Here is a 23,962-nt window from a genome sequence, read left to right as displayed (position 1 = left end):
ATCGTTCTAGAGTGGTTACCCGCGTCGGCCACCTTTTAAATAGACGAATTTGCGCAGGCAGGACCCATCATGCTTTTACCCTCGCCCGATATCGCGTTTTATTTGAAGCGCGCGGCACCTGCGCCAGATGTAGCGGCCGAACACGCGCGGTTGGATCGCGCCGATGCGCTGGTGCTGGTGTTCCCGATTTACTGGTGGTCGTTTCCCGCGCTGCTCAAAGGCTGGATCGACCGGGTGTTGACGCTGGGCTGGGCGTTTGATGAAAGCGCCGAGGGCAAGATCGTGAAGAAGCTGCAGCACCTTGATGTGCACATGCTGGCCATCGGCGGTGCGGACGAGCGCACCTATGCGCGGCACGGCTACTTCGGTGCGATGAAAATGCAGATCAACCACGGCATCTTCGATTTCTGCGGTGCGCCGGTGCGCACCTCGGAGCTGCTGACGGTGCCGGATGCGGGCTTTCCGCAATCGCACTTGGACACGGCGCGCGCGATTGGTGCGCGGTTGTTTGCCGTAAGAGCATCTGCTGATAGCGCAACCAGCTGACTCCAGGCTACAGCTGCTGCGTCATTGTGATGTGCAGGTCTGCCCAGCTGCCTGCGTGCCTGCGTGCCTGCGTGCCTGCGTGCCTGCGTGCCAATGATGCTCCCGCGTCATGACCTCGCTTGCATGATGCCGCGCTAGTCATGACGTGCAACCGCATCACCGTTGCTAGTAGCGCATGCAATCTACGCGGCCGCGCGTCCAGGGTCGTGCAGCAGCCTGTCGCCCACCATCGCACATCACTCAAACGGCCGTGGAGACGGGCGCGGGGAGTTGGCAAAGATCTGGTACAGCACTGCAGCGCGCTCGTCTGCGGCGATGTTCTCGACGTCGCTCAAGCCTCTTCGAGCGATGGCCACCGATGCCTTGCGATCGCCGAGCAGATAGGCGAGCCGCAGATACGCTGCGCTCTCGACCAGGTTCTTTTGCGGGGTGTCGCCGTTGTAGACCTCGGACAGCCCATAGTATGCGTAGATATTTCCGGTGGCTGCGGCCTTGCGCAAGATCGCCACACCGCTCTCGAAGCGGCTGCTGCGTGCGGTCCTGCTGCCGTAGAGCACAGTGGCCGCGGGATTGCCCGCCTGCGACTCGGCCTGCAACTGGGCCAGATCCAGCTTGCTCAAGCGTGCGTGCTAGGCTGGCGATGGGTAGCCGTGGGCAATCAGCCAGTGCGCTTCTGCCTGCGAGCTGGCCAGCAGCGGGCCGCCAGCGATGCAGGCATAGGCGCCGGGCTGGCAGAGATACGGCGTGGTGTCGGCATGGGTCGGCGCTGCGCGTGTAATCGATGGCTGCGGCGTGTTATTCGAGGCGGCGCTGTCGTTGGTGGTGCGTGCGTGGACTGTCGGCGCGGCGACTGACGCTGCATGTGCAGGCGTTGGCGTTGGCGTTGGCGTTGGCGCATTTGTCAGTGCGATGCTGGCGAATTTCATGAGGCTGTCCTGTTGGCGTGCGGGATATGCCGGGTTGCACATCGCCGCATCTGCGTTGCTCCTTGGAGCCTGCACCTTGCGTGTCGGCGATGACGCGGTCAAGACAGCTGCGCGAGATGCAGCCGGGTGTGTAAGCCAGGCTGTCGACCGCGCACCGCGCAAGCAATGCACGCCGATCTGTACAACAGCGCCTACTAGCTTCGACGTCGACTAACGCAGGCGCATCAGCACGCGACAACGTGCTGCGTTGAATGCGGGCGCGCACTGACATCCTCGGGTATTGGCGAGCACTCACCATACGACTCAGTCCGGTTTTTCCCATGTGTTTACGTCCATAAGCACTCAACCGGCGCGGACGCTCGCGCTGGCTCCTGCAACGCGTCAAAGCAGACGCAACAAGACACGAAATTCGGCTGTTTTAGGCCATAAGCAATGCGATGTTTGCGTAATCAGGTCGCTTGAGACGTTTCGCAACCCTCGTCTCATTTTTTCCGTATATCGTGACAGACATCACACAAAATGTGATTGATTTCTCACTTTATAGCGGAAGAAGGATCTGGATATGGCCGAGAACAGGATGGGGCTGCAGACGCAGCCGATGGGTGCGCATGGGGCCGCCGGGCAACCATGGGCCGCGTTGCTGCCAGCGTTGGCCGTGGGCATTGCCCGCCCGGCCGCATTACCGCGCACCGCGGCAGATGCGGCCACCCTCAAGCGCCTGCTGCGCAAGGGCGCGCGCAGCCTGGTGCGTACGCTGCCTTGGCGGCACCAGGACCGGCTGTACTTCCTGCATACGTTTGGACGCCTGCCGGATCTGTACGCGCCGAAATGCTTCAACGAGAAGATCCTCTACCGCAAGTGTGTGCATGGTGATTACCTGCAATACCAGCGGTTGGCCGACAAGTTTGCGGTGCGGCCGTATGTGGCGGCCAAGATCGGCCAGGCGCATCTGATCCCGCTATTACTGGACACCACCGATCCGCAAGATTTGCTGCGCTTGCCGCAATGGCAGCAGACGGTGATCAAGGCCAACCACGGCGCGGCCATGGTGGAAGTGGTGCGCGAAGAGCCGGATGCGCAGCAGAAACGCCGCATCATCGCGCGTTGCGGCCAATGGATGCGCACGGATTTTTCCGACATGGTGCGCGAGATCCATTACCGCGATATTCCGCCACGCATTCTGGTGGAAAAATACATCGGCGATGCGCAGCAAGTGCCGGTGGACTACAAGTTCCATATGTTTCGGCAGGCCGATGGCACCTTCAAGTACGTGCTGCAAGTGATTTACGGCCGCTTCGACACCCCGAAATTGTCGATGACGTTCTTCGTCGGCAACTTGCACGATGCGTTTCACCGCATCCGCGACGACGGTCGCGCGCCGCCGTGTGCGCCGGAACTTCTCGAGCAGGCGCTGGAACTGAGCAAGGTGCTGGCCAGCGACTTCGACTATGTGCGAGTGGATTGGTATATCCAGCACGGGCAGGTGTATTTCGGCGAACTCACCTTTACCCCGGGCGCCGGGTTGGTAACCGGATTGGACCGTGGGCTGGACCGGATGATGGGCGATATGTGGGTGCAGCGGCGCGCGCCTGGGGAACCGTGTCTGCCGATGCAAGGGTTTGGTGTGGGTGTGCGCGTGCCACAGCGGTGAGGCGTCAACGCAGCTGCAGTGCCCATGCGATGCCTGCAGTGCTCCGGCACGCGGTGCACGGCGGCCGATGATGGCTGACAGCGATGCGCGGATGGTGCAGGTTGCCGCCGCGCGCCGTGTTGCGGATGCCACCGACCACCTGCAATACAAGGCCCGCCGGTGCGATTAGCCGATTGGCTGCGCCACGCCGGCCTGTTTGGCAAATTCGCCAGCGGCCCAGTCCAGAAACACGCGCACCCGTGGCGACAGCTGGCGGGCGCGGGAATACAGCAGCGACACCGGATTGGACGGCGGCGGGGTATCGCGCAGGATTTCCACCAGCGTGCCTTGCTGCAGGTCGTGCGCCACATGGAAGCGCGGCACCTGCGCGATGCCCAGGCCAAGCCGGATGCCGGCCAGATAGCTTTCGGTCCCGGTGACGCTGAGCGGGCTGGGCAATGCGAAGGTACGCAGCCCCTGGGCGGTCTGGAACTCCAGCGGCGTGACCACGCCGGTGGTGATCGAACGCAAGCCAACCATGCGGTGTTGGTCCAGCGCTTCCAGCTGCGTAGGCATGCCGAAACATTGCAGGTATTGCGGCGTGGCGCAGGTGAGGCGTTCGAGCATGGCCACGCGGCGTGCGACCAATTCGCTGTCGCGCAGCGGGCCATAGCGCAGCACGCAGTCGATGCCTTCTTCCACCAGATCCACCCAGCGGTCGCTCTCGCTCATCACCAGCTGGATCTGCGGGTAGCGTGCAAAGAACGCCGGCAACCCGGGCAGCAAGAAGTGCCGCGCCAGCGTGCCCTGCACGTCCACCCGCAACAGCCCCTTGGGTGCCACGCCGCGGAAGCCGCCTTCGGCATCGTCCACGTCGTCCAGGATGCGCATGCAGGGTTGATGGAAGAGCTCGCCATCGAGCGTGGGCCGCACCACGCGCGTGGTGCGCTGTAGCAGGCGCACGCCCAGGCGCGCTTCCATCTCGGCAATGACCTTGGTGGCGGTGGAGCGCGGAATTTCCATGTCGTTGGCCGCTGCGGTGAAGCTGCGCCGCTCCACGATCCGCACGAACAACCGCATGGCATCGAACCGATCCACGGCACTCCCTGCCCACTGTTCGGGCGCTGGAAACAATGCTGTGCAGTTTAGTGTGATGATCGTCGTGTCATTGCATTGGATAGTTTCCGCAACGCCGCAGCCCGCGGCATGACGGAAGAACTTGCATGACTCAGCAGCAGAAAGTTGCATTGGTGACCGGCGCCTCGCGCGGTATTGGCGCTGCCATCGCGCAGCGATTGGCCGGCGATGGCTTTGCCGTGGTGCTCAATTACGCCGGCCATGCGGATGAGGCCGATCGACTGGTGCGCAGCATCGAAGCGGACGGTGGCCGCGCGATCAGCGTGCAGGCCGATGTCAGCGACCCGGCCGCCGTCGCGCGCCTGTTTGCCGCGGCCGAGACTGCGTTCGGCGGCGTGGATGTGCTGGTCAACAACGCCGGCATCATGCAGCTGGCCACGCTGGCCGACAGCGACGATGCCTTGTTCGACAAACACATCGCGATCAATCTGAAAGGCACCTTCAACACGCTGCGCCAGGCCGCACGACGGCTGCGCAACGGGGGCCGCATCGTCAACCTGTCCACCAGCGTGGTCGGCCTGAAGCTGGAAACCTACGGAGTGTATGCGGCCACCAAGGCGGCGGTGGAAACGCTGACGGCGATCCTGTCCAAGGAATTGCGCGGGCGTGCCATCACCGTCAACGCGGTGGCGCCTGGCCCGACCGGCACGGCGCTGTTCCTGGACGGCAAGTCGCCGGAGTTGATCGAACGCTTGTCCAAGGCCAACCCGCTGGAACGTCTTGGCTGCCCGGACGACATCGCGGCGGCGGTGGCGTTCCTGGTCGGCCCGGATGGCGGCTGGATCAACGGCCAGGTCCTGCGCGCCAACGGCGGCATGGTCTGACCCGCTGCGGCGCGCTGCAGTGCGCACGCTGCTGGTTTTCCCCCTCGAGGAGCAATGACATGAGCAAACGCATTCTGGTGACTGGCGCGTCCAGCGGCTTTGGCCGATTGGCCGCGCAAGCGCTGGCCGCCGCCGGCCACACCGTCTACGCCTCCATGCGCGATACCGCCGGCCGCAATGCCGGCGTGGCGCAGGAGATGGCCGACTTGGCGTGCAAGCAGCAGCTGGCCTTGCACGCGCTAGAGCTGGACGTGCAATCGCAGGCCTCGGCCGACGCGGCGGTGGCATCCATCGTGGCGCAGGCCGGTGGGCTGGACGTGGTGGTGCACAACGCCGGGCACATGGTGTTCGGCCCGGCCGAAGCGTTCACCGCCGAACAGCTGGCGCACGTCTACGACATCAACGTGCTGGGCACCCAGCGGGTCAACCGCGCGGCATTGCCGCAATTGCGGGCACAGCAGCAGGGCCTGTTGGTGTGGGTGTCCAGCAGCAGCTCGGCAGGCGGCACCCCCCCGTATCTGGGCCCTTACTTCGCGGCCAAGGCGGCGATGGATGCCTTGGCGGTGCAGTACGCACGCGAGTTGACGCGCTGGGGCATCGAGACCTCGATCATCGTGCCCGGCGCCTTCACCAAGGGCACCAACCACTTCGCCCATGCCGGGACGCCGGACGATGCCGCGCGCGCCGCTGCGTACGAGGCCGGCCCGTATGCGGGCTTTGGCGAACAGGTGCAGCAGGCGTTTGCGCGCCTGGTGCCCGAAGACGCCGACGTGGCCGAGGTGGCGCAGGCGATCGTGCAGGTGGTGAACGCACCGTTCGGCAAGCGGCCATTCCGGGTGCATATCGACCCGGCGGGCGATGGCGCCGAGGTGGGCTTCGCGGTCCTCGATCGCCTGCGTGCAGAGATGCTGCACCGTGTGGGATTGGACGACCTGTTGGCACCGCGCGTGGTGGAATGATGGGATGCGGCAGGCGCTTGGAGCGCCTGCCGGCCATAGAGCGGCGAACAGGCCGTGGCGAGCCGTCGTCCGCTGGATGTGGACGGCGCACTCACAACCGCAGTGTCGGCGTGGTGCATGCCGCACCAAGCACCGGCCGCGCCTGCCTGGCGGCTGTGCCGTGGTCTTGTTGGCCGCTCTTAGCGTGAAAGACGGTTCCCGCGAAGCGCGCGCTCCGACCGCATGACGTGCACCACCACGATGCGCTGCCCATCCACGCGGTAGAACACGCGGCAAGGTGGTTCGACAATCTGGCGATAGCGCGAGCGCTTGAGTTCCTGTGGTCGGCTTCCGCTGTCCGGGTGTTCGATCAATTGCTCAACGTGCCCGAACACCCGTTTCACCAGCGCCGCTGCAGCGGGTGCGTTATCGATTGCGATGTAGTCGGCAATTGCGTCCAGATCAGCCAATGCCGGCACCGACCAGATTATTTCAGCCATCGCGCCATGCGGTGCCGTGCCTGTTCATGGCTCAGCGTACGGCCTTCCGCGACTGCCATTTCTCCACGGGCGATTCCTTCGAGGAGCGCAATGCGCTGCTGCATGCGCTCATAGCTGGCAACATCCACCAGATAGGCACTGGGTAAACCGTGCTGTGTGATCAGGATTGGCTCCTTGTCGCGCTCTGCAGCTGCAAGGAGTTCGGTCGCCTGACGCTTGAGCGTGGTGACAAGTTCGGTGCGCATGCTAGTGACACTAAAGTATCACTTCGGGCCAGGCAAGCGGCCGGCCCGAGGACGCCACACTGCGTGGTCACCCCTCGCCCAACGGCCGCAGGCACAGCCAGATGGCGCACCAGTGCGACAATGCGCCGCCCAGCACATGGGCGTGCCAGATGGCGCGGTTGTAGACCATGGATTTGCGCACGTAGAACGCGACGCCCACGGTGTAAAAGGCGCCGCCGGCAACGATGAGCCACAGCACCGCGCTGTCCAGCCCGGCGATCATCTGGTTGATCACCACGATGCCGGCCCAGCCCAGCAGCAGATAGATCGCCACCCAGAAGCCCTTGGCGATGCCGGGCAGGCACAGCTTGGCGAATACGCCAAACAAGGCCACGCACCAGACGCTGAGGATCATCACCCAGCGCCAGCTGCCGTCCAGCGCCACCAGGAAAAACGGCGTGTAGGAGCCGGCAATCATGACGAAGATGCCGGCGTGATCGAACTTGCGCAGCATCGGCTGGCGCTGCGGCGGGGCGAAGTTGTAGGCCGCCGAACAGGCGAACATCACCAGCAGCCCCAGCGCATAGATGCAGGTGGCCAGCAGCATGGTCTGGTTGGCGTGCGCGCGCACCACCATCCAGGCGCCGCCGACGATGGCCAGCAACAGGCCGGCGGCATGTACCGCGATATCGGCGCGGCGGGCAGAGACGGACTTGTAATGCGGAGCAGTGACGTTGGCAGGCACGGGCACGGCGTTTCTTCGGTGTGGGGGATCCCCCAGCGTGCAAGGCAGCCGTGACGCTGTGGGGGCGACAGGATACCCGGCTTGCTGAATCCGCTCAGTGAGGCAGGCTGGGCGCGGGCGCCCCGGTCTCATACCCTGAGACATCCTTTTCGTTTGATCTCCCGCTTTGGGAGCCCTTGCCGTATGCCGCCGTTTGCCCTCGCTCCCCGCACCGAAACCGCCGAACGCGCGCTGGCCACCACCGACGGCCGGCCCAGCCGCGATGGCGCCTTGCTCACCGAGCGCCTGGAATGGCGTTACCACGACCGCATCACCGGCAGCTTCACCATTCCCGGGCGCACAGGCCGCTATGCGCCGATCCCCGGCGATGTGCCCGGCGCGCTGGCCGATGCGCTGCAGGCGCGCGGCATCAGCCAGCTCTACAGCCACCAGGCCGATGCCTGGGCGGCGACCCAGCGCGGCGAGCATGTGGCGATCGTGACGCCCACCGCCTCGGGTAAATCGCTGTGCTACACGCTGCCGGTGGTGAGCGCGGCGATGACCAGCGGCGCCAAGGCCTTGTACCTGTTCCCGACCAAGGCGCTGGCGCAGGACCAGGTGGCCGAGCTGCTGGAGTTGAACCGCGCCGGCGAGCTGGGCGTGAAAGCCTTCACCTTCGATGGCGACACGCCCGGCGATGCGCGCCAGGCGATTCGGCTGCATGGCGACATCGTGGTGAGCAACCCGGACATGCTGCATCAGGCGATCCTGCCGCACCACACCAAGTGGGCGCAGTTCTTCGAGAACCTGCGCTATGTGGTGATCGACGAGATCCACACCTACCGCGGCGTATTCGGCAGCCATGTCACCAACGTGCTGCGCCGGCTCAAGCGCATCTGCGCGTTCTATGGCGCCACCCCGCAATTCATCCTGTGCTCGGCCACCATCGGCAACCCGCATGCGCACGCGCAGGCCTTGATCGAAGAGCAGGTGCATGGCATCACCGAATCGGGCGCGCCCACCGGCGACAAGCATGTGCTGTTGTGGAACCCGCCGGTGGTCAATGCGGATCTGGGCCTGCGTGCCTCGGCGCGTTCGCAGAGCAACCGCATCGCGCGCATTGCCATCAAGAGCGGCCTGAAGACGCTGGTGTTCGCGCAGACGCGCCTGATGGTGGAAGTGCTGACCAAGTATCTGAAGGACATCTTCGACCACGACCCGCGCAAGCCGGCACGCATTCGCGCCTACCGCGGCGGCTATCTGCCCACCGAGCGTCGCGAGGTAGAGCGTGCGATGCGTGCGGGCAATATCGACGGCATCATTTCCACCTCCGCGCTGGAGCTGGGCGTGGATATCGGCGCACTGGACGTGGTGATCCTCAACGGCTACCCCGGCAGCGTGGCCGCCACCTGGCAGCGCTTCGGCCGCGCCGGGCGCCGCCAGCAACCGGCACTGGGCGTGCTGGTGGCCAGCTCGCAACCGCTGGACCAATACGTGGTGCGGCACCCGGATTTCTTCGCCGATGCCTCGCCCGAACATGCGCGTACCGCGCCGGACCAACCGCTGATCCTGTTCGATCACATCCGTTGCGCGGCCTTCGAGCTGCCGTTCATCGCCGACGAGCCATTCGGCCCGATCGACCCGCTGGTGTTCCTGGAAGCGCTGGCCGAAAGCGAGGTGATCCACCAGGAAGGCGACCGCTGGGAATGGATCGCCGACAGCTACCCGGCCAATGCGGTGAGCCTGCGCTCGGTGGCCGACGGCAATTTCGTGGTGGTGGACAAGAGCGACGGCAAGCAGCAGATCATCGCCGAGGTGGATTATTCGGCCGCTGCGCTCACCTTGTACGAAGGCGCCATCCACATGGTGCAGAGCACGCCGTACCAGGTGGAGCGGCTGGACTGGGAAGGCCGCAAGGCGTACGTGACGCGCACGCATGTGGACTACTACACCGACAGCATCGACTACACCAAGTTGAAGGTGCTGGACCGCTTCGACGGCGGCGTGGCCGGCCGTGGCGACTCGCACCACGGCGAAGTGCATGTGGTGCGGCGCGTGTCCGGCTACAAGAAGATCCGCTACTACACGCACGAAAACATCGGCTACGGGCCGGTGAATCTGCCCGACCAGGAATTGCACACCACCGCGGTATGGTGGCAGTTGCCGCAGGCGACCCTGGGCAAGGCCTTTGCGTCCAAGCAGGATGCGCTGGATGGCTTCCTCGGTGCTGCCTACGCGCTGCACGTGGTCGCCACGGTGGCGGTGATGGCCGATGCGCGCGATCTGCAAAAGGCCGTAGGCAATGGCGATGGCGCGTGGTTTGCGGTAGCCGACCAGACCGGGCGCGGGCAGCTGCGCGGCGTGGAAGAAGGCGATGCGGCCACGGTGGAATTGCAGCAGGCGTTCGTGCCCACGGTGTATCTGTACGACAACTTCCCTGGCGGGGTGGGCTTGAGCGAGCCGCTGTGGCTGCGCCAGGCCGAGCTGCTGCAGCGCGCCGACGAGCTGGTGCGGCGTTGCGATTGCAGCGCCGGGTGCCCGGCGTGCGTGGGCCCGGTGCTGGCCGCGCACGAGGCCGCCAAGGGCGAATCGCCCAAGTCGCTGGCGCTGACGGTGCTGGCGTTGTTGTTCGATGCCGATGCGCCGTTGCGGCATGCCACGCAGGTGGACGACGACCTGGCGCTGGACGTGCTTGCATGAGTGTGAGCGCGGACCGGCTGCGCTTGCTGCGGCGTCAGGCCGGGCAGGCGGATGTGCCTGCGCCGGCGAAGGCTGACGATGGCGATGCGCTGCACGATGCGGCGGCGGTGGATGCGAAGGCCGTGGATGCTGCGCCTGTCGGTGAGGTTGCGCCGCCGGCTGCCGGCGCGGACACGCAGGGCAGGTCGCCTGCGCCTGGTCATGCCCCAGGCGTCAGCGCCGAACGTCTGCGCCTGCTGCGCCGTCAGGTTGGCGGGCTGACGCCTGCCGCGCGCAAGGCCGATGCGGTCATGCCGACACGCGCACAGCGGGCAGCGGTCCCCAGCGCCGCGTTACCTACTGCGCGCCCGCCGCTGCGAGATAACGCGGCTGCACGTCATGGCGCCGTGGCCGGTCGCCCGAACGAGGCACGCGCCGCATCAACACGCACGCCCCGCGCCTTGCAGTCGTCCATACCTGCACCGCCTGCGCGCGACGCATCGGTATTTGCGTGGGTGGAGCACGATGTGCGCCACAAGCCGGCGCTGCCGTCGACTGTAGATGTAGATGTAGATGTAGATGTAGATGTAGATGTAGATGCAATCATCGCTGTGGATGCGGATGGCGCAAGCCATTGGCCGACAGCGCGCGGCACAACGACGGCATCGCCCGCATCGATGTCGCCGGCACATCCGGCACAACGCCGCACCGACATCGCCGGCTTGCGCAAGATGATCGGCCTGCGCGAGCGCGCGGTCTCGGCGCACGCACCGGTCCGCGCGCCATCCACCGACCGATCTCTGCCCGGCAACGAGATCGCGCCCGGCCTGCACCTGATCCAGGCGTTCCTGCCGCAGGCGATTCCCACCGAGGCGCTCTCGCTGGCCTTCGCCAAACGCGACGATGCCGTCGACCCGATGGACCTGCTGTTCTTCGATACCGAAACCACCGGCCTGGCCGGCGGTACCGGCACCCGCGCCTTCATGATCGGCGTGGCCGACTGGGTCGTCGATGCCGTGCAAGGCAGCGGCCTGCGCGTGCGTCAACTGATGATGTCCACGATGGCAGCCGAAAGCGCGATGCTGGATCTGTTCCGCACCTGGCTGACACCGCGCACCGTGCTGTCCAGCTACAACGGTCGCTGCTACGACGCCCCGCTGCTGAAGACGCGCTACCGCCTGGCACGTCGCGGCGACCCGCTTTCTGCACTGGACCATGTGGACCTGCTGTTCCCCACCCGCCGGCGCTATCGCGGCACCTGGGAGAACTGCAAGCTCGCCACCATCGAACGGCAACTGCTGCGCGTGGTACGCGAAGACGACCTGCCCGGCTCCGAGGCCCCGGCCGCCTGGTTGAGTTACCTGCGCGGCGGCAGCGCGCGCAACCTGCGCCGCGTGGCCGAGCACAACCACCAGGATGTGGTGACGCTGTCGCTACTGATGCAACGGTTGGTGGCGGTGGACGCGCAGGAGCGCAACGCGCTGACGTTGGCGTGCAGGCCTTGATCGGGTCTAGCGATTGAGGTGAGTCGGTGGTGTGGGGCAGAACGTCGGCTTGACTGACCCCACTACAGGGCGCTTGGCGCACGTTGCGTGCAATCCACGACCACCCGTCCGGTCATTCATCGCCGTGTGTCGAGCATATAGCGCATCCGCCATGGGTGGATGCTTGCGATGCAAAGCATCCAACCCAGTGATGGCGCACTGCAGGCGGCTGCGGGGTTACTCCGAAGAGATCACGCACTTGCCTCCACCGATGAATCGATGGGAGGCAAGTGCGGATGCAGGTCCACGTGCCGCGACATCCTACGCCGCGGCACGTGGACGCAGTGCCCTGCAGCGCGCCTGATCAGGCGCCCAATCGCTCCCGGCGCGCTGGCTTGCCGGCGGGCGCATGAGCTCTCGCAATCCCTGACGCTGCCCGAGCGTGGCTTGGGCGCTTGCATGCCGCCCAAAGCGCTCAACCTACCAACCGAAGCCGTGAGGTTGGAAGGCTCAATCCGTCTCCGTCTGCTTGGCCTGCTCATTGAGGTAGTGGGTCACAGGAGCGCCACGGTATTTGTCGGTCAACACACCAAGCGCTTTGGCGCGCTTGTCCATCGCACGCGTTGCTGCAGGGTCATTGACCATGTCTGCGGTGTGATCGCGTTGTCTGCCTTCGCGAACCGCGGCGATGTGGTTCGGGTCGGCGGGGATGGAGCTGGCCTGGAATTGCTGGGTTCGCTGCTTCACGATCTCGGCGTCCCGGTTGATATCGATGGGCGTTTCCGGCGGCACGTCGAGTTCGTTGCCGGTATGGCCCCGGGCCAGCGTGCGGTTTTCCAGGATGGCGAGCAATTCCGCCTCGGGCTGATCGGTCAACAGGCTTTCGCCATCATCGCGAAACGCACCGGCCGTGGTGCGCTTGACGCCGAAGGCTTCGTCAGTGAGCTTTTGAAGCTCGCCGAAGTTGCGGTAAACGTAGTAGTCCTTGTCGTGATTGGCGCGCGGTACGGAAAAGTCCTCATACCGGTAGCTCACCGAATACGCGGCCTTTGCGTAGGCCGAGTCCGGCTGGCGCATCCGCGCCCGCGCCGCTTCCATGGCCTTGCCGGCATCGCTATCGTCGGTGGCCACCGCCTCCACGATCACCGGGCGCATCTTGGTCCAGCTGTCCAGCCACTGCATCGCGGTGTCCGCGAGCCCCGCGGCGCCCTGCTCGTTGCTTCGAAAGAAGCCGCGCAAGCGCTCGTCGTTCAACATGCCCTGGCTCAAGACCGGCACCACGTTGATCTTGGCCAGCAAGCGACCCAGCGCGGCGCGGCGCGGCGCATCCTGCGAGTGCAACGGGTTGATCTGGTAGTGCTTGTACAAATTGGACAGGAATTGGTCAAAGCCGCCCGTGTAGTACTTGGCATAGACCTTGATCGCCGCGGCCTTGCGCAGGTCCGGCCGGCGCATCAGCAGCATCGCCACCGCTTCGCCGGTGTTTTCCTTGCAATCCAGCGCCACCGACATCGGCTCGGGCTTTTTGAGCACGTGCTCCAGCATCTGCTCCACGCCGGCGATGGTCTGGTCGGTCTTGACATAGTTTCCGTCAGACGGGTTGCGAATCACCAACGGCATTTCACGCAGCTCGGCAAACGGCACCTGCGACACCAAGCGGTTCTGCGGGTCGCCTGCCATGCGGCCAACGCTGAAATCGTGCATCAACACCGGCACGCCATCGGCACTGACCTCGACGTCCAGCTCCAGATTGCGGTAGCCCTGCTCGTAGGCATGATCGATGGAGGCCAGCGAGTTTTCCGGGATGCCGGCGTGGTTATCGAACAGCCCGCGATGCACCATGACGTCCTTTCCGAACGCACGCGTGCTGGGTGCTTCGAAGTAGTGGTCGTGCACGAGCGATTGTCGATGATTGCGCAACAGCGCTTGCTTGCCTTCCAGCAGACGATGGTCGTTTGCCTTGAAGAACCCGGCGCCACCGTCGCGGGCCGGCACCTCGTGGCCGTGGTAGCGCGCGGCTTGCTGCAACTTGCGCCGCGCCGGCGTGCGTGCGGCAGGCTGCAGCCAGTTCGGCGTCGCCAGCCCATGGCCGGAAAGATTCAACTGCTTGCCAAGTGCGGCAAGCGCCGCGTCGCTGGAACTGTCGCCAGGCGCAAACGCGCGCTGCAGATTGAAGATGATGCGGCCTTGTTGCGCATCGATCAGCACCGGGCCAGCGGCCGCACGTGCGCGTGCGGGCAGCCCGCGCGACATGGCATTGAAGGCGGCGGTATCCAGATACACCGGCTCCAGTGTCCCGGCGGCAAAGCGTGCCGCAATGCTGTCGGGTTTGAGCGGCGTGCCGGCCTGCGCAAGATGCGTGGCAAGCTTGGTTTGCAGTGTCTGCACGGTGATCTGGCGCGCCTGCACTTCGGCCAGACGCTGCTCGGAGAACTCGCTGTCGAGCGCCACCAGGGCCGGCTTGCCGGTCATCGCGCTGTCGTTCAACGGCACCAGCGGAGGCGCACTGTCGGCTCGGCGACGCGGCCTTTCTCGCAGTGGCGGGATGTCGCCCGGCATGTGCGGCACCTGCGTCGGGCTGACCACACTGGTGTGCGTTGGTAATGCCGGCGCAGCGGTGTGCGCGACAGAAGGTTGCAGAGGACCGATACGCATGATGACCTCGAAAACGCGGCGGGCGGCCAGTAAAGCGCGTGGCATATGACAATTCGCGATTTAGGCGAAAAGTACCGCCCGGATGCGAAACGATGCCTGCGTTGTGCGGGTGGTGCAGGCGGGCAGCGCATGCCTCGTTTGGACGCGTTGCACAGCGCTTGGCGCGCACATCGCCGCGCATGACGCGCGCTAGAACAGCGTTTCCTTGAACGGCAGCATGGCCGCGCCCAGCACGGTGGCATGCGCCGTCACCTGCCCGACCTGCAGGGTCGGATACGGCAATGCAACGCCACGCCGCGGCGCAGGTTCGAAGGCGATGCGGGCGATCAGCCGTTGCGCAAGATCGGTTGGCAGGCGCGCGCCAAAAACAATCACACGCGGATCGATCAACGCAATGATCGCCGCCACCGCAAGCGTCACGGTCGGTTGCACTGCATCCAGCCACGCGTCGATCTGCGGCCACGCCGCATCGTAATGCTGCAGCATGGTGTACAGGTCCGGCAGCGCGTGGCCATCGGCGACCAGCGCCTGGCGCAGGCTTTCCAGCGTTGGCCGCGCCATGCCGGTGATGGCCGAGATGCGCCCCAGTTCGCCCACATTGCCGTGCGCGCCGCGGCGCACGTTGCCGGCAGCAATCACGCCGGCAGCAAAGCCGTCGGAGATCGACAGATAGACCAGGTCCGGCGATTGGCGGCCAATGCCGTACACGGCCTCGGCCAGGGCGGCGCAATGGGCGTCGTTGTCCATCCAGACCGGTAGCTGCAGGCAATCGGCGACAAACCGGTCCAGCTCCACCTGCATCCATTCCGCTGCCAGCGACAAGGGCGGATTGACCCGGGTGCCATCGCCGATGCGCGGGCCGGTCATGCTCAGACCGACGCCGAACACATGCTGCCGATCCACGCCGGCCGTCCGTAGCAGCGCCTCCACCAAGGCCGGCAGGCGTGCACGCACCACCGCCAGCGTCAGCGGGAAGGCCGTGAGCTGGCGCATGCCACGGACCTGGCCGGCGAAGTCGATCAGCACCACCGCGAAGCCATCGACCATCACCGACACCCCCACGCTGTATGCATACCCCGGCACCAGGCTCACCTGCGCGCTCGGTTGGCCGCGGCCACGCCGCAACGAGGGCCGCAGCTGCAGCAGGCCGTGCGCCACCAGCGGGTCGACGATGCCCTTGATGCCGGGCACGCTGAGCCCGCTGGCGCGCGGCAGATCCGCACGCTCGAACTGCCCGGCCCTGCGGATCAGATCCAGCAGCAGGCGCTCGCTGGACCCGGCGGCCTGCCCATCGCTGCGACGACGGTAATGCGAACGAATGGCTGCGTTTGCGAACAAAGAGGGCATGCAGGGCGGAACGTCCGTCGTTGTCATAATCGCTTTAATTAAGCAGCTTAATTTAATCCGTCCGCGGCCCTGCGTTGGGGCCACCGACGTTGGTATCGTGCCATGCGCCTGTTGCATCCCCCTTCCCGACCCCATTGCGCTGCCGTGTCTCGCCCGCCGCATCCGCATGCGCTATCGCTGGCGCTGGGGCTGGCCTTGATCGCTTGGCTTCCCTGGCAATCCACCGCTGCCGACATGTCCGGCGGAGCCGACGCGCTGACCATGGATGCGGTGCAGGTGCGCAACCCGTTCCAGTCGCAGAACACGCGCGCCATCGCCACCAAGCAGGCGGCGCCCACCATCGTGGATTCGGTCGCCGCCGACAGCATCGGGCAATTGCCGGACTTCAATGTGGGCGATGCGCTGCGCCGGGTCACCGGCGTGAGCACGGTGGAGTACCAGGGCGAACCGCGCTATGTGACGGTGCGCGGCCTCAACGGCAACTACAACAGCATGCTGATCGACGGCTTTGCCTTCGCCAGCAACGACATCGGCAGCCGCCAGGCGCTGATGGATGTGCTGCCGGCGAACTTCGTGGACCGCATCGATGTGGTGAAGTCGCTGCTGCCGGAAAACGACGGCGGCGCGATCGGGGGCGTGACCGACCTGGTCACCGCCACCGGCTTTGCCCGGCCCGATGGGCTGCTGACCGCCTCGGCCAAGGGCGGCGCCAACCTCATGGGGAGCCGTTATGGCGGCCGCACGCCGGTGGGCGAAGGCGAGCTGAAATGGGGCAAGCGCTTCGGGCGTGACGGCCAGTTCGCGTTTCTGGGTGCGGCCAGCATCTGGCGCCGTGAGATTTCGGTGCCGCAGCAGGAAAATGGCGGCGCCCTGAACTGGTACAACGCCGATGGCACGCGCGCGCCGTCGGCCTATGGCGGCACCGGCGCTGCGGTGCCCAGCGAACGGCGCTGGTACAACTACGACAACACCCGCGAACGGCGCGGCGTGACCGCACGCGTGGATTGGCAGCCGGACGGTCCGCTCAGCGGCCATGTGTCCGGCTACACGTTCAACCAGCACGAAGCCTCCGACCGCAATGCCCAGGTCGCCCAGGTGCAGAACAGCGCGCGCCTGACCCGCAGCGGCGCGCAAAGCGGCACGCTGGACAATCTCAACCAGCTCGTCGAGCTGGGGCAGCTGCGCTGGAAGCGGGGGCTGTCCGGCATCAATGGCGAACTGCTGGCCGAGCTGCCTGGCCAGTGGCGCGGCGCGCTGCGGGCAAGCACCTCGCGCGCCACGGTGGACAACCCGCAGACCTGGGACCGCTTCCAGCAGAACCGCCTGGCTTACGGCTTCGATTGGAACGGCACCCTGCCGGCATTCACGGCCCTGGACCCGGCCCTGGCGGACGACCCGACCCGCTACGCCAACCTCAACCACCAGCAGGAGCGCACCACCTACGCCGAACGGGTGAGCGACCTGCAACTGGAGCTACGTCGCAACATGGACGAAGACAGCCGGGGGCTGGGACTGGCTTTTGGCCTGCGACAGGTGCGCACGCACATGCAGACCGCGTTCCAGCGCACGACCTGGAGCGGGTTGCCTTATTCGCTGGCCGATGTGCTGGGCGATCCCACCTGCGCCCTGGGTTGCAACGCGCCCATGTGGACCATCGACCCGGACCTGGCCGACGCCCGCTGGGATGCGGCGTCCGGCCAGGCGCGCGGCGTGGCGGACATCACCGCGCAGAACAGCGGTACCTACACCGTGGATGAGCAGGTGCGCGCCGGCTTCGCACAAGCACAGTGGCGCGGCGAGCGCTGGCGCTTGGCCGGCGGCGTGCGCCTGGAGCAGACCCGCTTTGGCAGCAGCGGCCAGCAATTGAGCGGCACCGTCTGGGCGCCTGTCAGTGCGCAACGCACCTACCGCAACTGGTTGCCATCGCTGGCCGGCCAGGTGCAGACCAGTGCCAACGGCACGTTACGCTTCGGCGCCTCGCGCTCGATCGGGCGACCGCGCCTGGACCAGATGGCCTTGAACGGCGGCGTGCTCGCGCTGGGCAGCAACCCGCCCACGCTCAACCAGGGCAACCCGGACCTGCAGCCGCGTCGCTCGCAGAATCTGGACCTTGGCCACGACTGGACGTTCGACGACGGCGGCAGCCTGCTGTCGATCGCGCTGTTCCACAAGACCATCGACAACGAGATTTTCCGTTACGGCCAGCTGCAGAACATCGACGGCGAGCAGGTGCTGGTCACCCAACCGCGCAATACCGACCGGCCGGTCCGCATGCGCGGCGCCGAACTCGGCGCGATCAAGGAACTGGGCCCATGGCTGCCCGCGCTGGCCGGGCTGTCGGTCGGCGCCAATGTCACCTTCCTGGACGTGGACTACCCGGTGGTGCTCGGCGATGGCAGCCGCACCACCTTGTCGGTGCTGCCGCAGCAGCCCAAGCAGCTGTGGAATCTGACCCTCAATTACGCCCGTGGGCCGCTGCGCGGCACCCTGGCCTGGAGCCGGACCGGCGAGCTGTGGGACGACCGCTACCCCAACTACAGCAACCAGCAGGAGTTTTATCGCAACCGCTACCAACAGCCGCTGGACCGTCTCGACCTGAAACTGGCCTGGGACGTCTCGCCGGCAGTGGCAGTGAGCCTGGATGTGCTCAACCTGACCGGCCAGGGTTACGAATACCGCATCGGCCGCCACCAGGAATACGTGCAATCGGCCTGGAAAATGGCACCCACCGTGATGCTCGGCGTCAACGTCAAACTCTGAGGGTTTTCCCATGTCGTCGTTTCTGGACACACGCATCAGCCGCCGTCACCTGATGGCTGCCACCGGCGCCTCGCTGCTGACCACCGGTCTGCCCACACGGGCCATGACGCCGCCGCCCTCGGATGTGGGCCGCAAGTTTCTGCGCTCGCGACGGCCGATGCCGTTTGCCGGCAATACCTTTGTGGGTCACCTGGAACAACAGGGCGATGGCTACGACAGCTTCGACCGCGTGCTGAATATCTACCGCCAATTCCCCGAGCAGCGCTTTGCCCACAAGTTCGCCGTGCTGCCGCCGAGCAGCTACCACGTGACCTTGTTGGGCGGGGTCAATGAGATCGACCGTGCGCGTGGGCCCTGGCCGAGCGATCTGCCGCGCGACCATGCCTTGGCGGACATCAACGTGGCCTATCTGGCGCGGTTGAAGGAGCGCGCCGCGCCGCCATTGGGCGCTTGCCGCTTCCTGGTCAACCCGACGGCAGTCAGGACCGGCAATAACGACAATCTGCTGATTCCGTTGAAGCCGGTCGACACGCAAACCGCGCAGCGCCTGGAAGCGGCGCGCCAAGCGCTGATGCAACTGACACGCTTGCAGCGCCCCGACTACACCAACTTCCAGTTTCATATTTCGCTGGCCTACCTGTGCGACACGCTGGATGCGGCAGAGCAGACGGCGTATCGCACTGCGGTGCGCGGCTGGCTCACACAGCTGGCAGCCGCGGGACCGATCACGGTGCCACGCTTTCATTTTTGTACGTTCAACGACATGGACGCGTTTCGCACGGTGCTAGAGGTCTGACGTTGCGTTGGGACGGCGACGCAGCGATGTGCGCCGGCCACGTGGTTTCGGAACTCCCCGCCGCGTACAGAGAGCTTGGTTTCCCGCCTGGTGTGGTCGGCAAAGGCCTGGCGCTGCGCTGGTCTTGCGCCTCGCCCGATTACCGGTGCGCTTGCGTCACCGCCGTGCTCATCTGCCATGCGGCAAACTCCTGCTCGAACTCGGCCAGCGTCAGCAGCCCCATGCAGGCATGCGCACCGATCGGCAACCGATGCCCGGCAGCGAGTTTGCGTATCAGCAAAACAGCGGCGAAACACGGAATTTCCGGGCCGTGCAGCATCGCGGCGGTGAGGTCCCAGTGCAACACCAGCGGGCGGCTTGTCCCGTCTCTACCATCGCAGGTGCCGCGCAGCTCCACCCGCATGCCGCCCAGGTCGGTACCGAAGCGGTCGAACCAGCGTCCGGCGTTGGCAAACACATCGGCCAGGCGCTGCATCGGTAGCGGCACGCCGCGTCGACGTAGCCAGGCGACGCCGGCAAGGCAGCGCTGCAGGAACGGCACTTCCAGCGCCGCACGAAATTGCACGGTCTGCACGCCGGGATAGCGCTGCGGCAACAGGTCGTGATCGGGCACATCGCACGGCGAGGCCAGGCGTGGGGCGAGCTGCGCGAACTGCACGCGCGTGGGGCGCGCCCAACCCACCACCTGCTGCCAGCGGCCAGCCTGCCACCAGTTGAAAGGCGTGCCGCAGTACGACAGCACCGCACGCACGGTGGCCAGACCCAACGGCGTGCCCTGTGCGGGCGCGATGACGATGCCGATCTCGTGCAATGCCGAAAAGCGCGGCAACAGCGCATCGATCACCGCGCTGGACAACGCCGGCAAGGTACTGGCACCGCTGATCGCCACGCGCTGGGCCTGGCGCGCGGCGGGGTCCATCGCCGCGGCGAAATCGCGGACGAAGGCGCGGCCATCGGCCAGATCGATGTAGTGCATGCCGGCCTGCAGGCAGCAGCGGGCCACCGCGTACTGCTGTCCCTGGAACGGCCCGGCGGTATGCACCACCGCATCGGCGCCGGTGGCCGCCAGTTGCGCGGAAAAGTCGCTTGCATCGATGTCCAGGCGGCAGGTGGAGATGCGGCCGGGTGCGACACCCGGCCAGGTGGTCGCTGCATCGCCCGGACGCCGGCCCGCGGCAATGACGTGGATCTGCGCGGTTGCAGCCAACGCACGCACGATGCGTGCACCGAAGTGGCCGAAGCCGCCCAATACCACTACCCGATACGTCATGGCCTGCTCGCCGCCTGTGTCTGTGCACAGTATCGGCGAGCGCACCACGATGCACGCACATGCACGCGACCGGCGCAGTCCGGCTAACCGTCGATACGCGTCGCCAGCCCGCTTCTCAGTGCTTCGCGCAATACCTTCAATGCCTGTTGCGTGGCCAGGCGGGATGCACCGGCCTGCTTGCTCGCCAACACGGCCTGTCGCTGCGCCAGTGCCTGTTGCTGCCTGGCCAACGCCTGCAGCGCATCGGGCGTCGCAGGCGGCTGCGCCGCGGTGGACGTCGTGGCAGATGCTGTGCGTGTCGAGGCCTGCAGCAGGCGCGGCTCGGCATGCGCAGACAGCTGCGCGGCGAGTGCAGCCTGCCGTTCGCTCAAGGCTTGCTGACGTGCGGCCAACCTGGCTTGAGCATCGGCCAGTTGCTGGCTGCGCAGATACGCCACAGCCAGTTGATGGAGCAAGGTTGGATCACGCACCAGGTATTGCTTCCCATCGGCGCGAAACCACAGCACGCGTCTTCCATCGCCAGCGTAGCGGCGCGCCGTGTGCAGGTCATCGGGCGTGCCGTGCATCACTTCGCCCTCGCCATGCACCAGCACGTAGGCATCGCCTTGGCTCTGCGTGTTTGCAGTGGCATGGCCGCAGGATTCATGCGTGCCGACGCGCGGCCGTGCCGGTGCAGCGGCTGCGGTGGGAGCGACCGGTGTTGCCGGAGAAATGGCAGGTGCAGCAGGTCCGGCAGGTCCTGCATTGGCCGGGGGCGCTGCTGGTGCTGCCCGGGCGGCACCGGCAATGGCAAGCGCAGGTGCCGTGGGTGTGGTCGCGGCTAGCGGAGTGGTCGCAGGCGCGCGCAGCGCAGCGACAACCGGCGCGGTTCGTGCAAAGTTCATCTCCGGTGTTACTGCAGGCGTTGCGATGCCACCCACACGCACGACATCGGCAATGGGTGCAGCCTGCGTCGTTGAAGGCGTAGCAAAACCAGCAAAAACCGGCGCAGCAGGTGAGGTGCGCACACCGGCAACTGCAGGCACGGCAGAGGCGTGTACGATGGCCGCGCTGCCGGCAACTGCGGCAAGGGCCACCAGCAACGCCGAACGCAGGCACAGCACAGGGGAAGTGGTCTGGATCATGAGATCTCCACGAAAGGCACAGTGAGTTGAGTGCGCCTGCGCAGGGCACGCAGGCGGATGGAAACAGCGATCACGCGGCCACGGCGTTGCCGACGCTGCAGGCGTCGTGACGCAGGAGTGCCGGGCTGTGGCGGGCCCGTGGTGTTGCAAGTGCTGCCTTTACCGAAGCGATGCCAGCGCATTGCGCAGGCACGTGCCTGGCGTCAAGACCTGGGCTAAAAGCAGCAAAAAGTGACTTCACTCAACGCCCGGTGAGTGCGGCCGGTACGCTGAATCGGCATGTACTGCGCGTGCACTGCGATTCCGATCGCGCCGTCCACGCCCACCTGACGACTGCTCGCTACGTTATGTTCTCCGCTCTTGCTGCGGCGGCGTGTCTGCCGGCCGTGCACGGCCGGATGCGGAGTGACGCTGCATGCCATGCCGTGCTGCTCCGTGGCCAACGGAACCCATCGCCGCGGTAACCTGCGGTCTACCGCGACCCACGCTGGTTCTCGCGATTGGATCGCTGCGACAGCCGACAAGCCGGTGCGAACAGCTGTCGGCTATGGCGGGCAGCTGGCGCAATTTGCACGCCAAGAAGCGATGCGTCCCCGAACCTATGCGTGGTGCATGCTCACTCCTCGTACCACCACGCCCGCCTGACGTGAGCGCAGGCGTTTCGTCAATGGTGTCTAGTTGTTCGCGCGTTCTGCTTCCGCTTGCGCCTGGTCTGCCTCTGCTTGCGCTTTTTCGGCCTCTACCTGCGCTTGCGCTGCCTCGCGTTGCCCACGTCTGGCCTCGGCGCGGCCCTGAAGAGCGGCCTGCTTGGCCAGTTCGACCTGGTGCCGCGACAGCGCGTCCGCTTGTCGCACCGCGGCGGCATACGCGTATTGCGCCTGACGATGCTGCTGCGCCACGTCGCGAATCTGCTGCTGGGCTTCGCGCGCTTGCTGTTGCGCCTCCTGTTTGGCCTGCGCCAGTTCCGGGCCGAGGGAGGCCAGTTGTTCGCGTGCTTCCTGCAATGCGTCCTGTGCGGCCTGCATGCGGTCTTGCTGTCGTTCAAGGTCGTGGTTGTCGGCAGCGAACGCATCGTGCACGGCGGCTTGCGCGTCACGGCTGGCATCGCGGCGGATGCGGTCCAGGTCGAGATTCCAGCCACTGTCCATGGGGTCTGCGTCCTCGTCATGCAGCGGTTCGGCGCCCAGCACATCGACGATGACACCGTGCGTGGCAGGGGCGGCCGCTTCCGCAGGCGCAGCCGGCAGCGCCGGTGCAGGCAACGCGCGCATCGGCGCTGCGGCGTCGGCAGCCTCTGCCGTGCTGCTGACCTGTGCACGTGGCGCTGGCGGGGCAGTCACCACAACCGGCTGCATGCCGGCAGACGTCACCGGTGCCGGCACCGGCATGGCCACCAGGCGCAGCGGCAGTACACCGCAAACGGCCACCGCGGCCAAAATCATCGCCGCGGCCAGCCGCGGAAACGCGTGGGTGTCCTGCAACATCGACAGCCTGCGCTTCAAGCTGATGAACGAAGGCGAGGCGCTTGCCACACCACCGCGCGGACGCGGGGCCACACCCAGTTGCAGCAACAAGCGGCCGTAGTCGTGGCGGCAATGGCGGTGCCCGGCGACCACGGCGGCATCGCAGGCGGCTTCGCGGGCGATCGCATATTCGCGCACGGCCAGATGCACCAGCGGGTGGAAGAAGAACAGGTGCTGCGCCAGCGCCGGCAGCAGGCCCCACCACAGGTCGCGGCGACGCAGATGGATCAACTCGTGGGTCAGCGCCATGTCCAGATCGTCATCGGCCATGTGCGGCAACCGTGCAGCAGGCAACAGCAACACCGGTTGCCACGGGCCGATCAACAGCGGCGAGTCGATTTGCGCCGACAGCCGCAGCGCCGGCGGGCGCGACAAGCCATGCGCCTCAGCAGCCATCTGCAACGCCTGCACCAAGGCTTTGTCATTGCAGGGCTGCGCCACGCGCACCAATGCACGACTGCGTAGATAGGCGCGCGCCGTGCCGGCGGCCAGCACCAGCACGCCGGCCGCCCACAGCGCCAGCAATACCACCGGCCAGGTCGACCACGCGCCAGCCTGCATGGCCTGCGCGGTGGCGCCTGCATGCGCGGCCGTGGATGCCGCGGCGGTGGCGTTTGCCAGTGGCGCCAGGCTGTCGGCCGAGCCCAGCGCACTCGTCACGCTGTGCGCCGGCAGCACCGGCAGTTGGACCGGGTTGCTCCACACCAGGCCCACCATCGCCTGCACGCCCACCAGCCACCACAACCAGGTCTGCGTGGCTGCCGGAAGGCGGCGCACGCCGCGGCACAGCGCCCACACCACCAGCACCAGCACCGCGGTCTGCACGCTGGTGGCGCCAAGCTTCCATAACACCGCTTCGATCAGGGGCGACATGA

17 protein-coding genes, 2 other RNA genes and 2 pseudogenes are annotated in these 23,962 nt (G+C 66.2%); 10 read left to right on the top strand and 11 right to left on the bottom strand.

Annotated features, from left to right (window positions below):
• The first annotated feature begins 69 nt into the window (after positions 1-69).
• A complete protein-coding gene (locus tag AMD14_RS00920; protein WP_011050078.1) occupies positions 70-546 on the top strand; it encodes an NAD(P)H-dependent oxidoreductase in 477 nt (158 codons plus the stop codon).
• A gap of 236 nt (positions 547-782) precedes the next feature.
• Here AMD14_RS00920 and AMD14_RS00915 read toward each other — a convergent pair.
• Positions 783-1,472, bottom strand: a pseudogene (locus tag AMD14_RS00915) (hypothetical protein).
• A gap of 577 nt (positions 1,473-2,049) precedes the next feature.
• Here AMD14_RS00915 and AMD14_RS00910 point away from each other — a divergent pair.
• Positions 2,050-3,123 carry an ATP-grasp fold amidoligase family protein gene (locus AMD14_RS00910; protein ID WP_040107715.1) on the top strand — a complete coding sequence of 358 codons (1,074 nt, stop codon included), beginning with the start codon at positions 2,050-2,052 and terminating at the stop codon, positions 3,121-3,123.
• Positions 3,124-3,288: 165 nt separating this feature from the next.
• Here AMD14_RS00910 and AMD14_RS00905 read toward each other — a convergent pair whose 3' ends face one another.
• A complete protein-coding gene (locus AMD14_RS00905) occupies positions 3,289-4,200 on the bottom strand; it encodes a LysR family transcriptional regulator (RefSeq protein ID WP_011050074.1) in 912 nt (303 codons plus the stop codon).
• Positions 4,201-4,325: 125 nt separating this feature from the next.
• On the opposite strand from AMD14_RS00905, the gene AMD14_RS00900 reads away from it, so the two are divergent.
• The gene (locus tag AMD14_RS00900; protein ID WP_003487890.1) at positions 4,326-5,063 is read left to right on the top strand and encodes an SDR family oxidoreductase; all 738 of its coding nucleotides are present in this window, start codon (positions 4,326-4,328) and stop codon (positions 5,061-5,063) included.
• 59 nt (positions 5,064-5,122) lie between these two features.
• Positions 5,123-6,022: an SDR family NAD(P)-dependent oxidoreductase gene (locus AMD14_RS00895; protein WP_011050073.1), complete on the top strand. Its 900-nt coding sequence runs from the start codon at positions 5,123-5,125 to the stop codon at positions 6,020-6,022.
• 42 nt (positions 6,023-6,064) lie between these two features.
• Here AMD14_RS00895 and AMD14_RS22540 read toward each other — a convergent pair.
• From AMD14_RS22540 to trhA, 4 genes are all read right to left on the bottom strand, one after another.
• Positions 6,065-6,141, bottom strand: a non-coding RNA gene (locus AMD14_RS22540) — sX9 sRNA.
• A gap of 60 nt (positions 6,142-6,201) precedes the next feature.
• The gene (locus tag AMD14_RS00890) at positions 6,202-6,501 is read right to left on the bottom strand and encodes a type II toxin-antitoxin system RelE/ParE family toxin (RefSeq protein ID WP_003487886.1); all 300 of its coding nucleotides are present in this window, start codon (positions 6,499-6,501) and stop codon (positions 6,202-6,204) included.
• Positions 6,489-6,746: a type II toxin-antitoxin system Phd/YefM family antitoxin gene (locus tag AMD14_RS00885; protein ID WP_003487884.1), complete on the bottom strand. Its 258-nt coding sequence runs from the start codon at positions 6,744-6,746 to the stop codon at positions 6,489-6,491. The genes AMD14_RS00890 and AMD14_RS00885 overlap by 13 nt, the downstream gene beginning before the upstream one ends.
• A gap of 67 nt (positions 6,747-6,813) precedes the next feature.
• A complete protein-coding gene (trhA, locus tag AMD14_RS00880) occupies positions 6,814-7,476 on the bottom strand; it encodes a PAQR family membrane homeostasis protein TrhA (RefSeq protein ID WP_005912558.1) in 663 nt (220 codons plus the stop codon).
• Positions 7,477-7,653: 177 nt separating this feature from the next.
• Here trhA and AMD14_RS00875 point away from each other — a divergent pair, with 177 nt between their 5' ends.
• Entirely contained in the window at positions 7,654-10,149 is a 2,496-nt protein-coding gene (locus tag AMD14_RS00875) for a DEAD/DEAH box helicase (RefSeq protein WP_015462699.1), read from the top strand.
• The gene (locus AMD14_RS00870) at positions 10,146-11,633 is read left to right on the top strand and encodes a ribonuclease H-like domain-containing protein (protein WP_011050071.1); all 1,488 of its coding nucleotides are present in this window, start codon (positions 10,146-10,148) and stop codon (positions 11,631-11,633) included. The genes AMD14_RS00875 and AMD14_RS00870 overlap by 4 nt, the downstream gene beginning before the upstream one ends.
• 489 nt (positions 11,634-12,122) lie before the next feature.
• Here the strand turns inward: AMD14_RS00870 and avrBs2 are convergent, their stop codons facing one another.
• Together avrBs2 and AMD14_RS00860 are read right to left on the bottom strand one after the other, a co-directional pair.
• Entirely contained in the window at positions 12,123-14,312 is a 2,190-nt protein-coding gene (avrBs2, locus tag AMD14_RS00865) for a type III secretion system effector avirulence protein AvrBs2 (protein WP_040107547.1), read from the bottom strand.
• 144 nt (positions 14,313-14,456) lie between these two features.
• Complete coding sequence (locus AMD14_RS00860; protein WP_011050069.1) at positions 14,457-15,614, bottom strand: ROK family protein; 1,158 nt, start codon at positions 15,612-15,614, stop codon at positions 14,457-14,459.
• Positions 15,615-15,716: 102 nt separating this feature from the next.
• Between AMD14_RS00860 and AMD14_RS00855 the strand changes: the two genes are divergently transcribed.
• Positions 15,717-18,374 (top strand): TonB-dependent receptor, encoded by a 2,658-nt coding sequence (locus tag AMD14_RS00855; RefSeq protein WP_015471522.1) that lies wholly within the window; start codon positions 15,717-15,719, stop codon positions 18,372-18,374.
• Between the two features lie 10 nt (positions 18,375-18,384).
• Positions 18,385-19,170: a DUF1868 domain-containing protein gene (locus tag AMD14_RS00850; RefSeq protein WP_011050067.1), complete on the top strand. Its 786-nt coding sequence runs from the start codon at positions 18,385-18,387 to the stop codon at positions 19,168-19,170.
• 139 nt (positions 19,171-19,309) lie between these two features.
• Here the strand turns inward: AMD14_RS00850 and AMD14_RS00845 are convergent, their stop codons facing one another.
• Positions 19,310-20,491, bottom strand: a complete 1,182-nt coding sequence (locus AMD14_RS00845) for a saccharopine dehydrogenase family protein (protein WP_040107546.1) — start codon at positions 20,489-20,491, stop codon at positions 19,310-19,312.
• Positions 20,492-20,523: 32 nt separating this feature from the next.
• The gene (locus AMD14_RS24480; RefSeq protein ID WP_033484709.1) at positions 20,524-21,033 is read right to left on the bottom strand and encodes a hypothetical protein; all 510 of its coding nucleotides are present in this window, start codon (positions 21,031-21,033) and stop codon (positions 20,524-20,526) included.
• Between the two features lie 47 nt (positions 21,034-21,080).
• Between AMD14_RS24480 and AMD14_RS25625 the strand changes: the two are divergent.
• Positions 21,081-21,269 (top strand): annotated as a pseudogene (locus AMD14_RS25625) (hypothetical protein); the annotation flags it as partial.
• Between the two features lie 574 nt (positions 21,270-21,843).
• A non-coding RNA gene (locus tag AMD14_RS22520) (sX9 sRNA) lies at positions 21,844-21,920 on the top strand.
• 318 nt (positions 21,921-22,238) lie between these two features.
• On the opposite strand, the gene AMD14_RS00835 is transcribed toward AMD14_RS22520, so the two are convergent.
• Entirely contained in the window at positions 22,239-23,960 is a 1,722-nt protein-coding gene (locus AMD14_RS00835; RefSeq protein ID WP_011050064.1) for a M56 family metallopeptidase, read from the bottom strand.
• Positions 23,961-23,962: the final 2 nt, after the last annotated feature.

It is taken from the genome of Xanthomonas citri pv. citri, from assembly GCF_000961215.1.
GTDB lineage: Bacteria > Pseudomonadota > Gammaproteobacteria > Xanthomonadales > Xanthomonadaceae > Xanthomonas > Xanthomonas cissicola.
Note: the sequence above shows the minus strand (reverse complement) of the source record. Positions and strands in the feature narration are given on the sequence as shown.

Coding starts and splice junctions, on each gene's coding strand:
- AMD14_RS00850 (WP_011050067.1), top strand. CDS start 18,385: ATGTCGTCGTTTCTGGACACACGCATCAGCCGCCGTCACCTGATGGCT.
- AMD14_RS00910 (WP_040107715.1), top strand. CDS start 2,050: ATGGGGCTGCAGACGCAGCCGATGGGTGCGCATGGGGCCGCCGGGCAA.
- AMD14_RS00895 (WP_011050073.1), top strand. CDS start 5,123: ATGAGCAAACGCATTCTGGTGACTGGCGCGTCCAGCGGCTTTGGCCGA.
- AMD14_RS00855 (WP_015471522.1), top strand. CDS start 15,717: ATGCGCCTGTTGCATCCCCCTTCCCGACCCCATTGCGCTGCCGTGTCT.
- AMD14_RS00860 (WP_011050069.1), bottom strand. CDS start 15,614: ATGCCCTCTTTGTTCGCAAACGCAGCCATTCGTTCGCATTACCGTCGT.
- AMD14_RS00875 (WP_015462699.1), top strand. CDS start 7,654: ATGCCGCCGTTTGCCCTCGCTCCCCGCACCGAAACCGCCGAACGCGCG.
- AMD14_RS00835 (WP_011050064.1), bottom strand. CDS start 23,960: ATGTCGCCCCTGATCGAAGCGGTGTTATGGAAGCTTGGCGCCACCAGC.
- AMD14_RS00870 (WP_011050071.1), top strand. CDS start 10,146: ATGAGTGTGAGCGCGGACCGGCTGCGCTTGCTGCGGCGTCAGGCCGGG.
- AMD14_RS00900 (WP_003487890.1), top strand. CDS start 4,326: ATGACTCAGCAGCAGAAAGTTGCATTGGTGACCGGCGCCTCGCGCGGT.
- AMD14_RS00890 (WP_003487886.1), bottom strand. CDS start 6,501: ATGGCTGAAATAATCTGGTCGGTGCCGGCATTGGCTGATCTGGACGCA.
- avrBs2 (WP_040107547.1), bottom strand. CDS start 14,312: ATGCCACGCGCTTTACTGGCCGCCCGCCGCGTTTTCGAGGTCATCATG.
- AMD14_RS00920 (WP_011050078.1), top strand. CDS start 70: ATGCTTTTACCCTCGCCCGATATCGCGTTTTATTTGAAGCGCGCGGCA.
- AMD14_RS00885 (WP_003487884.1), bottom strand. CDS start 6,746: ATGCGCACCGAACTTGTCACCACGCTCAAGCGTCAGGCGACCGAACTC.